Origin of the sequence: Phocaeicola oris, from assembly GCF_021295095.1 — a bacterium.
Lineage (GTDB): Bacteria > Bacteroidota > Bacteroidia > Bacteroidales > Bacteroidaceae > Phocaeicola > Phocaeicola oris.
In genome coordinates this window covers 15936-30327 of sequence record NZ_JAJLQX010000010.1, presented here as the reverse complement: position 1 = coordinate 30327, position 14392 = coordinate 15936, and the positions used below count along the sequence as shown (strand labels likewise).

Sequence of the window (14392 nt, the reverse complement as noted above, 5' to 3'; positions counted from 1 at the left end):
GTTTACAAAATAGTATTAGTATATGAGTATAGTGCATTTCTTTAATACTTTATTTAGGAAAAATAAATCTTCAAATAATAATGATGATGGATTTGACTGGGAGGTTTATGAAAAGGCCATTGCAGATGATCCATTGCATCCAGTTCTTGAATGTAGAAAATTGCTGGAAGAATTCTCTGAACACAACATCATTGGACTATATGATAGTATTGATGCTTTTCTCTTCCAAGACATCCATTTCGAGAAGGTAATTTCTAACATACCGAAGTGGGTGTGCGATGAAGGCATTAATCCCGAAGGATGTTCCTCAAAAGTTGTTTACGAGAAATTGAGAACAAAGGCGACTCATCCTGTATTTAATAAATTTATCTATTATTATGATTTGTGGAGCCTTGTTACTGCTATTCAAGATAGAATATCGGCTGTAATGCTATATATGCAAGAATTATACAAATTGGTGCCTTGCAAGATGAATTATAAGCCTGAGCAATACACATCAGGTTCTAGACAAGGAGGGGAACGCGAGACGCAAGCTCATGTACTACTGAATAGCATATTTGTGTCTTACGCCTCCATATTTGACTTACTTTCCAAAATAGCAGTTGAGCAATTTATGTTTGACCAATACGACTTTACTAATTATAAGGATATGCATTGTAAAAAAGAAAAGGCGATGTATAAGCCGAATATAAAGAATATCGATCCATCTCTTAAGCAAAATGGGTTGTTGTTTACAGATCCAGAGGTAGTAAGGAAGTTTGAGACATTCAGGAATGAGTATGTTCATAATGGTCCTTGGGATTTAAGGTGTTGTATTTATTATACTGCCGTAAATGGTGAGCCAGCAGATGTGATAATCTACAGTCCAGATATGGTTGATGGTCATTTTGTAACATCTGGTTCACGCAATAAGTTCTATTCGCAGAATAACAGGATCAATGAACAACTTCCAGATATGATAAAGGAGGCAACACAGATTCTGATGCAAACTGTTGATCAGATCTCGGTTCTTTATCAGCAGAAGACCGTCCGTAAAGTAGATCCAAAGCTAACAGAGGAATATCTTAAGGCTATAAAGGATTATTATAAGAGTTTGATAAACAATTAAATTAATACAAGGTCACGTTAATTAAATAAACAAAGCATATAAAAGTATGATTGACAATTTAATTAATGAAATAGAACAGGCTATGCTCAATGTTCTTGATAACGAGCAGTTAAGCCAGTTGCGAAAGGTACTCGATTACACTTTCCGCAATATTTCCGTGACTAAGAAAGAATCTGTACATACAGAAAGTAATAATCAGACTCTTATTGACAATTTCATAGCTGCCAAGAAAGTTGAAGGTTGCTCAGACAAATCAATCTCTTATTACAAGAGCACTATCATCAATGCTCTCGTGAAGATAGAGAAAGAAGTCGTTCACATTACCACAGATGACCTTCGTGGATATTTGAACCAGTATCAAGAGGAAAGTGGTGCAAGCAAGGTTACGGTTGATAACATCCGCCGTATCTTATCCAGTTTTTTTTCATGGCTGGAAGAAGAAAATTACATTGTCAAGAGTCCTGTTCGCAGAATACATAAAGTAAAAGTTGGTAAGACCGTCAAGGAAACCTATACTGATGAAGCTCTGGAGCAAATGCGCGACCATTGCTCCAGTGTGCGTGATCTTGCTTTGATTGACTTACTTGTTTCCACGGGTATGAGGGTCGGTGAACTAGTCCGACTTAACCGAAATGATATAGATTATCAAAACAGGGAGTGCATTGTTACCGGCAAGGGCGATAAACAACGAAAAGTGTACTTTGATGCCCGTACCAAGATACATCTTCAGAAATATGTGAATAGCCGCACCGACACAAACGAAGCTCTCTTTGTGTCGCTGTTGGCTCCAAATGAACGGCTCCAAATTAGTGGTGTCGAAATACGTCTTCGACGACTCGGGCGAGAATTGAACATACCAAAGGTTCATCCTCACAAGTTCCGTCGCACCCTCGCTACTATGGCAATAGATAAAGGAATGCCCATCGAGCAAGTTCAACATCTTCTTGGCCATCAAAGTCTCGATACAACATTGCAATATGCAATGGTGAATCAGAATAATGTTAAGTTGTCTCACCATAAATTCATTGGATAGTATGTCGCAATTTATCGAGATGTTTGGAGGTGGTAATTGGCCACAAAAAACTTTGGGCGAAGTAGGTTCTTTCACTCGCGGAGGAGGATTTCAGAAATCTGATTTTGTAGAACATGGCATTCCTTGTATTCATTACGGGCAGATACATACAAAATTGGGACCTTTTATAACTTCACACATCACTGAAATATCTTCTGATTTAGAATCTAAAACGAGATTTGCATCAAAGGGCGATTTAGTTATAGCAATCACAAGTGAAGATATAGAAGGGTCATGTAAGAGTACTGCCTGGTTAGGTGACTATCCAGTTGCAGTAGGAGGCCATGCGGCCATATATAAACATAGTATGAATCCGCTATACATGTCTTTCTTTTTTAAATCCATATTATTCAATCACACAAAAATTGAGTATGTACACGGTACAAAAGTCTTTGAAATAAAACCAAATGACATAGCTAAAATATTGGTTCCGTGTCCTCCAATGAGTTTACAAAATCAATTTTCTGCAATTGCTGAACAGGCCGATAAATCAGGATTTGACGGGCTCAAATCGCAATTTATCGAGATGTTCAAAGATAAAGGCTATCCATTAACTATGATAAAATCTTTTGCGGATGTATCTACTGGAGGTACACCATCAAAAGCTCATCCTGAGTATTGGAATGGAGATAAGCCATGGGTATCAGCAGAAGATATGAAAAGCAAGTATGTATATGATACTTGCGAAAAAGTTACAGATGTAGGATATGCAACATGCAAGATTATACCTGTGGATACACTTATGTTTGTTTGCCGTGGTAGTATTGGAGTGATGGCTATCAATAAGATAGAATGTGCAACCAATCAATCTATATGTAGAGCGACGTGCCACGATAATGTATGTAACGTAGAGTTTCTTTATCATGCTTTGATGTATCAAAGAGATAATATAAAGAAAATGGGTACAGGCACTTCCTTCAAATCATTAAATCAGACAGCATTTTCAGAGTTAGAAATTGAGTTGCCTCCATACGATGAGCAGATGAAGTTTGTAACCATTGCTAAACAGGCCGATAAATCAGGATCTTTAAATCAATATAGAATTGCAAGCTAATGGATTGGATTATCAATATAATAAAAGATGTTATAGGATGGCTTATTCCGAGAATACAAATTAGGTTCGAAATTAATATTTTCGACAGGCATCTTGTTGTAAAGAATATAAGCAAAAAGATGGCATGTAATGTGCAAATAACTGGAAACGAAGACACTTTCTGGGTGTTTGGATTCCATAAAAGCATGGATTTTGAACCAGGTAGAGAGGTTAAGATACCATTTACATTAGTCAGAGGTCATAACCCTCATGGAACTGTAACGATAACATATTCAAATAAAAAAAACAAAAAACAAAAGGAAATCAAATTTCCAGTAACAGTATAAGATATGGCATACTTTAATGAAGAAAATACCGTTGAGCAGATGCTCATCAACGCCGCAGGCAAGTGTGGTTGGATTTACGTGGAGCCGCAGGAAGTTCCTCGTCTGCCTGACGAGGTGCTTGTCACAGAATGGTTGTTGACAGCCCTAAAGAAGTTCAATGATATTAAAAATGACCAGGCAGCACAGGTTATCTATCGACTCCGTGCAGCTTGTAGCATTGGCAACAATCAAGAAGAACTGATTAATGCCAATGACCGTTTCCGCCAATTGCTGTTTGAAGAGAACTCCTATCCTTTCGGCAAGGATGGAGAGAATATCAACATCCGCTTCTTTAGCGATAAACCGTCAGAGAACCGCTGTGTAGTCACCAATCAATGGGAATTTCCTCGCAAAAGCAAGGAAGGCGGCAAGCGTCTTGACTTGGTGTATATCATCAATGGAATACCCATGGTAATAGGTGAAGCCAAGACACCCGTCAAATCTTCTGTGACATGGGCTGATGGTGCAACTGATATTCTTCACTATCAAAAGAGCATCCCAGAAATGTTTGTGCCAAATATCCTCACTTTTGCCAGTGAAGGACGAGAGTTGCAATATGCGGGCGTTGGTTGTCCAGTGGATAAATGGGGACCTTGGTTTGCCGACGAAGAGCGTCGACATGGTACGCTTGAAGATGTGGAGCACAACTACATTTCACTGATTACTCCAGAACGGCTGCTTGACATCTATCGCTATTATACGGTATTTACGGGTACTTCTGGTGGCAGAAAGATAAAGATTGTATGCCGCTACCAACAATATCTTGGTGGTGAAGCTATTGTGCAACGAGTGTTGGGTACATATCGGACTGGAAAGGGTCCGAGGAAGGGACTCGTCTGGCACTTCCAAGGCTCTGGAAAATCGTGGCTGATGGTGTTCGCTGCCCAGAAATTACGTCGCCAGAATGACTTGAAGGCTCCGACGGTGGTCATTGTGGATGACCGAATTGATTTGGAAGACCAGATTACAGGTGACTTTACCCGTGCAGAGATTCCAAACGTGGATGGTATTTCTTCAAAAGAAGAACTGGAAACGAAGATTCACCAGCGCAAGATCCTTATCACAACCATCTTCAAGTTTGGTGACCTGAACGATGGTGAAGTCATTGATGACCGCGACAATATCATCCTGCTCATGGACGAGGCACACCGCACGCAAGAAGGCGACCTCGGTAAGAAGATGCGAACAGCACTGCCGAATGCATTCTTCTTCGGTTTGACTGGTACACCTATCAACCGCAATGATCACAACACCTTTGCTTGTTTCGGCAGTGAAGAGGATGAATATGGCTATATTTCTAAGTATACTTTCCAGAACTCCGTAGATGATGGGGCCACGCTGGAACTGAACTTCAAGACGGTTCCTGTTGAAATGCATCTTGACGAGGCTAAACTTCAGGAAGAGTTTGATGCGCTAACCGACCAGATTAGCGAGGAAGACAAGCAGGAACTTGTTCGACGCACAAGTGTAGAGGCATTCTTTACGGCAGAGAAGCGTATCAATGATGTTTGTAAGTACATTGTGAATCATTTCCGTGAGTATGTGGAGCCAACGGGTATGAAGGCGCAGGTTGTAGTTTATAATCGTGACTGCTGTGTGAAGTACAAGAAGGCTTTGGATGCCTTACTTGGCACTGATGACCAGACAACCATTGTGATGCATACTTCAGGGGATAAAGCTGATGAATATAAGGCATATAAGCGGACACTTGACGAGGAGAAGAAGTTGCTTGACCAGTTCCGCGATCCGCTATCACCCTTGAAGTTCGTCATCGTGACCAGCAAACTGCTGACAGGCTTTGATGCGCCCATCCTTCAGTGTATGTATCTTGACAAACCGATGAAGAATCATACACTACTACAAGCCATTTGCCGTACTAATCGTACCTATAACGAGAACAAAAAGTGCGGACTGATTGTTGACTTCGTCGGTGTGTTTGAGGATGTGGCTAAGAGCCTTGCATTCGACGAGGAAAGCGTGAAGATCATCATCAAGAACATGGACGAGATAAAAGCGCTTATCCCGACATTCATGCAAGAATGTATTCAGTTCTTCCCTGGTATTGACCGCACCATTGGTGGATGGGAAGGATTGACGGCTGCCCAGCAATGTTTAAAGGAAGAAGGCGTAAAGACTAATTTTGCACGCCATTTTGCGCGTTTGGCAAAAGCCTGGGAAATTATTTCGCCTGATGAGTTCCTCGCTCCGTATTCAAATGATTACACTTGGCTGGCGCAGGTATATCAGAGTGTACGCCCTGTAAGTGGTGGAAACCTGATATGGACTTTGCTTGGAGCTAAGACCATAGAGATAATCCATAACAATATTGACACCATTGACATTGGCACTCCACTTGAAGACCTCGTTGTAGATGCAGACATCATCGACTCGGTTTTGGAAGACGAAAAGAAGCGTGAGAAGAAGATAGTCGAGGTAGAGAAGATGCTTAAGATTCGACTTGGCGAGCATAAAGGCGACCCAAAGTTCAAGAAATTTGCAGACAAGCTGGATGAATTGCGTGAGCGAATGGAACACAATCTGATTTCAAGCATTGATTTCCTAAAGCAACTATTGCAGATGGCTCGTGAATTACTGGAAGCAGAAAAGGAGATTGAGCAGCCGATGGACAAGCGAGCTCAGGCAAGAGCTGCGCTAACAGATCTCTTCCAGAGTATCAAGTCGGAGGAAACGCCTATCATTGTTGAACAAGTGGTGAACGACATCGACAATGAAGTGGTCAATATCATTCGCCAGTTCAACGATGCTTTCCAAAGCGTTACTGCCAGACGTGAGATAAAGAAGAAACTGCGTTCTATCCTTTGGATTAAATATCAGATTAAAGACAATGACGTTTTCGAGAAGGCATATAGCTATATAGAAATGTATTATTAAAAACAATCATACGACATGTCACAGTACAAGCAATCTGAAATAACGAATATATATTGGGCGTCGAATGAAGGCTTCAAAGGAGGTCGAGATCCGTTGGGAATTCAGAATAGTTCTATTGCAACCTATAGCAAATTACTTCCTGGTCTCACCAATCTGACAAGACACATTCGTTATTACAGTATTTACTGTTGGTTATTAAGCGAGTACGATGAATTAGAGAAAAAAGGACAGAACTTTATACACCAATACAATTTTATTCGTCGGGCAGAATTAGCAATAGCATTAATCATGAAGGATCAAGGAATTGGTGCTATAGTTGGTGCTTTGTTTGTTTCACAAGGTCGGTACAAACTTGTCGAAGAGAGTGTCTATAATTTGGCAGATGGTGCAGACTACGAATCGAAAGATAAATATTGGACATTTAAAACTGGAGCATTTGGTCAGTATTATTTAGGTTCACTTATATACTATGAACTGGTAAAGATAGAGGAAGGACGTTTTTATCTTCGTAATAAAGGTAAAGAATTAGCTGTAGCTCTGCAAAATAGTGTCGACAAGGACTTGAGGGATTTATTGTTAGAATGCATTCAAGATGGTAATATAAGCGAAGAAGAAATAAACGAATTACAGCCGTTAGCTATTCATAAAACAGAGAGGGAGTCTGAAGAATGGAAATATCTAAATCACCTACTCACAAAAGATGATGACAATAATTCTTATCGTAAAGACACCATATATCTATTACTACGAGATATTGAAAACGGAAAAGATGTAGATAATTTTGTAAAGAACCGATTCCTTTATGTTTCAGAAGATAAAAAGATAGCTACTTCATTTGGTTGATATTTCTATTATTTATGCGAATGCTTGCATTACAGCATAGACACCATATTCTGTCTAATTCTCAGCAAGGTTCATGAACTACACAATCCGACGATGCAAGTTCTGTCACAAAATATAGTAGAGTTAATAACGTCAAACTTGGGTGAAGAGAATGAGTATAAAACAATTGATGAATGGAGGAAGAAGGTTATCAACAATATAGATTATCTCTATGATGAATTGAGGAATGCTGTTAAACGTCAGGATTTTATTCTTGCGACAACCCATGCAATTTCACTGCTGTTAAAGCTTTACACAGAATTTGAGAATTGTAAAAAAGACATTCTCGAATTTGAAAATAATAATGATTTAAAACGCCAGCGTGGCATATTCAGCGAAGGACTGAAATCATATGTAGCTCGCTATTTGTCTTTTCCGATTTCATTCTACCTGGATTCTTTAATAGCACAAATTATGCAGGAGCATACGGTGGTTGCTATAGCGAAGATGGGAAAAAACAATTCAGATTTAAGGAAATTTATATTTGAAGATGGACGAATCGTCTTGGTTGAGCAACGCTATCCCGTTGAGACCTCACCGCGTATTAATTCCCTTTTTAATTATCTGCAGGACATGAGTTATATCGATTCTAGTAACAAGTTAACCGACATTGCTCATGAATTCATTGAGAACTATGGAAAAGAATGAGCATGCTATATTATTAGATATTCCCAGTGGAGGTAAGAATGGCAGATACCATTCTGCTATTTTAACTACGTATGCTATTGACTTAATACATTTTGACAATCAGTTATTGAATATGCTTCATCGTAAACAGATATGTAGTATAAATGTGTTTGTTGATTGCCATCAAATGGAGAAGTCTATAGAATACATTAACCCTATCTACATGAAGAGTATAGGTAGGGAATATAGTGTAACGACCATGAATGCTATTGGGGCTTTTCATCCCAAAATCAATTTCTTTGTTGGAGACGAATCTGTGCTGGTAGTATTTGGGACAGGTAATCTAACGGTTACTGGTCATGGAAAGAATCATGAAGCATTCACAGGGTTTATGATTGATGAGGCAAACGACTCTCACCGTCCACTCATAGAAGAATGTTGGCAATATCTTACACACTTTGCAAAACAATGTGGTGATTTTGAACGCAATAGAATTCTGCATGAAGTTCCCGACAATTGTATTTTTTTAGATTCCTCTTTCACAATTGTACCTCATAAGATGTGGAAGGTACAGGAAGGGTTAAATGCAGCTCTGCTATACAACGAACCTTCATCAAGCATCCAACAACAAATATCGAACTTAGTCCCATTAAGTGATGTACAAAATATAACAGTTCTTAGTCCATTCTTTGATGAAGATGGAGAGTCATTAACCACGTTGTCCCAACTTTGCCCTAATGCTATGATAAACGTTCTTATTCACAAGGATTGTACTTTACCACCTTGTAGAATTCAACAAAGCAAGAAAATAGAATTCTTTGACTTCAATGAGACGAAAAGAGGTAAATCAGTTTTCAAAACATATGACAGACAACTTCATGCAAAGATAATACACTTCAAGACCTTTGGCACTGAATATTGTGTCATTGGAAGTGCGAATGCCACGAAATCAGGTCTTGGAACATTGACTAAAAGAGGCATAAACGACGAGTTCTGTGTTTTATATAAATCTGATGAGAAAGATTTTCTTGCTTTACTTGGTTTGAAAACCAGAAAAAAACTTGATGTGCCAGTTTGGAAACTAAGTCGTTCTGAAAACAATACAGCTGAAGCGAAAAGCAAGTTCAGGTTGTTATCTATACAATATGAATCGGGTAAACTATCTATAATCTGTAAAGAAAGACTTCCAAAGGACTCCCTGCTTGCTATTAGCAATGGATTAGATGTATTTTCCTTTAAACCAAATCACGTAAAAGATTGTAGATATGAAGTAGAGGTCAATTTAGATAAAATGCAATCAATATGCTATCTAATAAATACTGATGGGGACCGAACTTCAAATAAGATCTTTATCAATAGAACGGATTCCCTTGCTACAACAAATCCCTCCAAAATGAGTCGCAGCCTTAACAGAGTTATTTCTCGTATAGAAAATGATGGTTATGATGGAATGGAGGTCGCTGAAATGCTTTCAGACGTGATGCTGGATTTAGTTATTGATACAGAAGAAAAAGTTTATCCAGAAATAAAAGCTTCTTCAGAAAAGAAAACCAATTCTGAAAAATTCTTACCAGAGTTAAAATACAACCCAGAATATGACAATGATGATGCAAAAAGTAAGAGAACAATACAAATCGACCGAACTTCCAAACTGATAGAATGTATTGAAGAAAGTATTAGAAAGAAAATCCGTTCAATAGACGATGCCATAATTGATGAAGAGGAGGAAGGTTCTGCAGAGACAAGCAATGACAGAGAAATGGAAGAACGCGAGGATATATTGATAAACCAGAAGCATATTAAAGACTACGGCGAATTATCGACTTCTGTATTGACAAAATATCAGAAAATGATAAGTAAACGTTTTGAGCAAGTAAATGCCAAAGGCGAAAATGTGGTTACTAAGGATGACTTGAATTTCTTTTCGTTGTCAATATTCGCTGCAATGGAGATATGCTATCTTAACAGATCTCGTTATCTATTTGACGATATGGACTCCATGACTAAAAGTTATTATCAGAAGCTTTTCTATGATAGTCTCGACAGAAGCATCAGTATAGTGGGGCTTGAGTCACTAGAATATTTTGTTAAGTTTTGCGTTGCAATGAAAGGACCGGTAGAAAAAGATGAAAGTTATAAAAAGGTCGCTATTCGAACTATGAAATATTCCATTCTGTTTGGAACACTATTTTTAAAATATTCCAATCAGGAAGATAAAAGGGTAAAAGGTAAACGTGTCTTGAAAGCTGTTAGTAGTTTGATTGCATTATTTGGGATGCCTTCTATTGAGTTTCTATCAAGAGAGCTGGAACCTTTATCCGAAAGATATGACTATGCATTCCGCATGAGGCATCTAGAGAACTTTATCGCAACTTTAGACGCAAGTCAATAAAGACATAAATATTTTTTTATGACGAGGTGCGCGTCTGAAATCGTGCGGGTTACATTATGCTCGCGAAATATATTTCATTAGCAAAATCACTCAGTTGGTTCTTTTCGACTTTCGTGCTTTTCGGACATCGGTATCACGCTCGCTGAAAGAGAAAAAAGTCAAACGTGTTTTTAGTCTTATCTTGAAAAAATACGATGAGTAGAAAAATTATTTAAAAGGTTTGCAATTGTCCGCAACAATTCTAATAAATCGAATTCCGTCGGACAATTGCGAGGAGCGAACCAGAGAAGGGTCACTTCTTTGGCTTTTCTTTTGGTAGGTTGTTTTCAAAATGCTCATGTGCATAGCTGTACCCTTTAGACTGAACCATGTCATCAAAGCTGGTGATGGTAACGAACAAGTCTGGCTGAAGCTCTCGGATTATCTCTCTAGTCATCTGATGCTGGGCCGCGATGGTTTGCAAATCTTCATTATATGCTTTCAGACGTTTCACATTGACAACCTCATAGATGGTGAACATAAGCGTCAAAATGATACTTATCCAAGCATAGACATTACGATACCATTTGTTGCTTGGTTCATAGAACACAATATGGATGCACTCTTTTATTTTGTGCCAACGGTGTATAAGTTGATCCTTCAAAGAGTTTGGCACATGATTATTATCATCCGGAATGGCACAAGTCTTCTTGTGAATTGCCTGAAGCATCTCCCTGTTGGAAAGTTCCCCTTTATCGTGTAATTCCTTGATATAGGCATCTTCTTGTTCTTGGCTATAGATCCCCAAACCTTTATAGAGGAGGATGACCTTCTCATGGAATTCTTCTTCTGTTTTGAAATGCAGCCCTTTGACCTGAATGTTCACTTTGGGTACAACCGGTTCGCATGGTTCTTTCTGTAAAGCTCCGATTGAAGCAGTCAGTTCATCAAGTTTGGTGCATATGTCATCGAGTGACATCACGGGTTCGTCCTTTAATGGAGTAGGTTTATTCTTTGCCATAGTTATCTCTTACGTTTACGTGGTGTATAATATTTATTCTTGTTCTTCTCCTTGTCATCGTCATCATCGTCCTTCGAACTGGAACCTCCGCCACCACCGGATGATGGAACTACATGTGGTTGTAACAGCACTTCTGCGATGGCTGCGCCAATACCGCTGCCAGACGATGTGCCACCCTCCTGACCACTTGCCTGAGTGAAGTTAAAGGCATCCTCGGTGCTATCGGAAGGTGTGCTTTGGCGGTCTTGACTGTTTTGCCCGTATTGCTGAGTAATATGGGTAATGTACTCCGTGTCGTAGTGTGGGTAGAACTCGGGACGGTCGCTTGGGTCATCATTGATTTGATAGATGTTCACCATGTTCTTATCGATTCTACCGAATGATAGCGAGCGGTCAATCTTGCTGCCTGAGAAAGTCACTTGGTATTCGTTGTCGGTGAAGGTCACCCCACGTACGCTGCCATCGCTGTTGCGGACGAAATCTAGCGAAATGCCTTTTTCTGACAAAGCCTTTCGGAGCTGCTGTCAAGTGATGCAGTCCTTCAAGGCGGCGGTGATGGTGTCATAGAGGTGGTACTTGATGGCATCCTTTCCCGTAAGGCGGTCGCGTCGGACGTTCTTCTTGCCCTTGCCAAAAGTTAGTCCATACTTTCTGGTCAAAGCCTTGGTGATGGCTGCCGACTTGGAAAAGCTGCAGTCACCTTTGATGATATTACCATCATTATCGACTCGGTTATAGACGATATGCACATGAGGGTGCGGCTGGTCTTGATGGCGGAATATGACGAACTGCGTGTTCACGATGCCCATCCTTCGCATATAATCTTGGGCAATCTTTGCCATCAGCTCATTATCTACTTTGTCTTTGTCCTCAGGAGAGAAACTGAGCGATATATGCCCAACGAAATCTTTCACACCATAGTGGGTCTTTGCCTGTACTTTGAAACTGGCAGTGATGGCGGTATTGGATGCAAGGCTAACGCCATAGGATGCCACAACCACCGCATCCTTTTTCTCGATGTCGTTGGCATAGTTGACCAAGCCACCAAAGTTATTTCCTGGATGTATCTTTGCTATCATAGTTTATCTTTCACTTATTATTCGTATTAGTACTTCATTGATTTCATTTGCCAGGTGCTGCACACGATCTTCCATTTGGGAGAAATGTTGGATGTGTGCCTCATGTGCAAGCTGATTCAAATTATTCGCCATGCCAGCCAATGAGCGAAGCAGAGAAACTTCCTCTTTGGATATGGGTTCTTTGACATAACCGTTGACAGCCAACTCGTAAACTAACGTGGAGAGAGATATGCCTGTACGCCTTCGCTTGTTCAACAGTTTCTTGTAACTTTGTTCATCGAAATATACTTTGACAGGAAAGAGCCGTTGCTCATCTTCTGGTTTCTTCGGGCGACCGCCTTTGCTGGGGCACTTAGGGGTTGGGGTATTCATATTTGCGAAGTGTTTAAGTGAGACATCTGGTATTTCCGGCTTTTTGAGCTGTGGTTTAGTGGGACACAAAACCTATACTTACTCCTCCAACCCCATAATAATAGCCAGTGGTTAGTGACCAATGGAGTGAGGTCGGAGATGTTATGCATCGTTGTTTTTTTCGTCCCACTTGCTGAGGACGAGGTTATGGAAATCTGCAGATAAGCCATTATTATAACTATTTTTTGCCAGTCAAAAGAAAAATAATTGATGCTTAGGTTTGTTGAATGTTTGTTGAGGTTTTATGTGTTTACAAAGCATTGATGTATTATCTTTTATGCTCCATGCTCAACAATTCATCAAATCAACAGCGCAATCGCTCCAGATAATCCCGCTGAACGGTGTAATACCTGCCAGTTCGTTGAACGGCCATGTAGTTTGTGACGTCGTTGTAGTCGATGTTATAGGTAGTATAGCGATAAGCATTGTCTGCTGGTTTCAACTTCCAACGTTCCTTCAGCACCTTCAGGATTTGCCACTTCTCAATCTTCACATGAGTATTGATAAGTAGTGTATGGATGTCATTCGGACAGAACGAGAGTTGTGTCAGATTGTTCCGCTCCATCACGTCCAGACAGAGTTCCACCATATCCAGTTCGGCACGAGGACGATTGTGGCAGATGATGTGGTCAAGAGCTTCCGTATGGATGAGCTTCGGATTGAACCACATACGGCTTTCTTTGGTCGTTGTCAGGCTTCGCCCATGCCGCAGATGAAACAGAAACTGCGGAATCTCTTCTTCGATGTGACGAAGGAAGTTCGGATCATCATTCTCCAGTGGCTCAACCTTACGCACCCAATAACGGATTTCCTCTGGATCAATGATGACAGGAAAGGACTCATTGTTGGAGCAAAGCACGAACTTAGCAAAGAACTCCACTTCCGACCTGTCCTTACCTTTCGCCTCCACTTTGTAAGTACGTGCAGTACTCAAATTCTTCAGTCGCTCGGAATCCTCACGGCGACTGAGCAACACCTCATCGACAAGGATGAGAAGCTTGCCAGCCCAGTCCGCATTAAACTGGCTTCGGAAATCCTCGTTGGTATTGAAGGTTACGTTGTCCTGAAACACCATTTTTAGAAAGTTGAGGAATGTAGTCTTGCCAGTATTCCGTTCCGTGGAAACCAATAAGAGAATGGGCAGCTTCTGCGTGGGTCTCATGTATAGAAGTTGAAGGTAATCCATTCCCAAGTCATATTGCTCACCGAAGATATGTTCAATCAACGATTTGATGTGAGGGAACTGCCCAGCCTCTATCTTGTGCGTGAGTTTCTCATACAAGTTGTAGAAGTTTCCAATTTCTCTGTTGTAGAAGCAATGGTCGGGAACCGTACAGAAGCCATCGTATCTTGGTATCTCTGCAATGAAGTTCTTGCTATAGTCCTGCCTAAGGGCTTCGATACTCCAAGGGATGCGCCGCTTTACCGTATCTCCGTTGATGAGTGGCTGGTCCACTATCTTATAATAGGTAGTGCCAACACGAATAAACTCGTCTTTCTTTTCCATAGA

General features: G+C 40.3%; 13 protein-coding genes. 8 read left to right on the top strand and 5 right to left on the bottom strand.

What is annotated here, in order from left to right:
* Positions 1-22: 22 nt before the first annotated feature.
* From LO761_RS06585 to LO761_RS06550, 8 genes are all read left to right on the top strand, one after another.
* Positions 23-1108, top strand: a complete 1086-nt coding sequence (locus tag LO761_RS06585) for a hypothetical protein (RefSeq protein ID WP_272817492.1) — start codon at positions 23-25, stop codon at positions 1106-1108.
* A gap of 46 nt (positions 1109-1154) precedes the next feature.
* Positions 1155-2141, top strand: a complete 987-nt coding sequence (xerA, locus tag LO761_RS06580) for a site-specific tyrosine recombinase/integron integrase (protein ID WP_272817491.1) — start codon at positions 1155-1157, stop codon at positions 2139-2141.
* A gap of 1 nt (position 2142) precedes the next feature.
* Positions 2143-3234 (top strand): restriction endonuclease subunit S, encoded by a 1092-nt coding sequence (locus LO761_RS06575; protein WP_272817490.1) that lies wholly within the window; start codon positions 2143-2145, stop codon positions 3232-3234.
* A complete protein-coding gene (locus LO761_RS06570; RefSeq protein ID WP_272817489.1) occupies positions 3234-3560 on the top strand; it encodes a hypothetical protein in 327 nt (108 codons plus the stop codon). Before LO761_RS06575 ends, LO761_RS06570 begins: the two co-directional genes overlap by 1 nt.
* 3 nt (positions 3561-3563) lie before the next feature.
* The gene (locus LO761_RS06565) at positions 3564-6491 is read left to right on the top strand and encodes a type I restriction endonuclease subunit R (RefSeq protein WP_272817488.1); all 2928 of its coding nucleotides are present in this window, start codon (positions 3564-3566) and stop codon (positions 6489-6491) included.
* Between the two features lie 15 nt (positions 6492-6506).
* Complete coding sequence (locus LO761_RS06560) at positions 6507-7334, top strand: hypothetical protein (RefSeq protein ID WP_272817487.1); 828 nt, start codon at positions 6507-6509, stop codon at positions 7332-7334.
* Positions 7335-7472: 138 nt separating this feature from the next.
* Positions 7473-8021 carry a hypothetical protein gene (locus LO761_RS06555; protein WP_272817486.1) on the top strand — a complete coding sequence of 183 codons (549 nt, stop codon included), beginning with the start codon at positions 7473-7475 and terminating at the stop codon, positions 8019-8021.
* Positions 8008-10392 (top strand): phospholipase D-like domain-containing protein, encoded by a 2385-nt coding sequence (locus LO761_RS06550; RefSeq protein ID WP_272817485.1) that lies wholly within the window; start codon positions 8008-8010, stop codon positions 10390-10392. The genes LO761_RS06555 and LO761_RS06550 overlap by 14 nt, the downstream gene beginning before the upstream one ends.
* Positions 10393-10684: 292 nt before the next feature.
* Here LO761_RS06550 and LO761_RS06545 read toward each other — a convergent pair whose 3' ends face one another.
* The 5 genes from LO761_RS06545 to LO761_RS06525 all read right to left on the bottom strand — a co-directional run bounded on the left by LO761_RS06545 (position 10685) and on the right by LO761_RS06525 (position 14389).
* On the bottom strand, positions 10685-11392 hold the full coding sequence (locus LO761_RS06545; protein ID WP_272817484.1) for a hypothetical protein: 708 nt from the start codon (positions 11390-11392) through the stop codon (positions 10685-10687).
* A gap of 2 nt (positions 11393-11394) precedes the next feature.
* Complete coding sequence (locus tag LO761_RS06540) at positions 11395-11811, bottom strand: hypothetical protein (RefSeq protein ID WP_272817483.1); 417 nt, start codon at positions 11809-11811, stop codon at positions 11395-11397.
* 105 nt (positions 11812-11916) lie between these two features.
* Positions 11917-12471, bottom strand: a complete 555-nt coding sequence (locus tag LO761_RS06535; protein ID WP_272817482.1) for a relaxase/mobilization nuclease domain-containing protein — start codon at positions 12469-12471, stop codon at positions 11917-11919.
* A gap of 3 nt (positions 12472-12474) precedes the next feature.
* Positions 12475-12843 (bottom strand): MobC family plasmid mobilization relaxosome protein, encoded by a 369-nt coding sequence (locus LO761_RS06530; protein ID WP_272817481.1) that lies wholly within the window; start codon positions 12841-12843, stop codon positions 12475-12477.
* A 343-nt stretch (positions 12844-13186) separates the two neighbouring features.
* A complete protein-coding gene (locus tag LO761_RS06525) occupies positions 13187-14389 on the bottom strand; it encodes a primase-helicase family protein (RefSeq protein WP_272817480.1) in 1203 nt (400 codons plus the stop codon).
* Between the last annotated feature and the right edge of the window lie 3 nt (positions 14390-14392).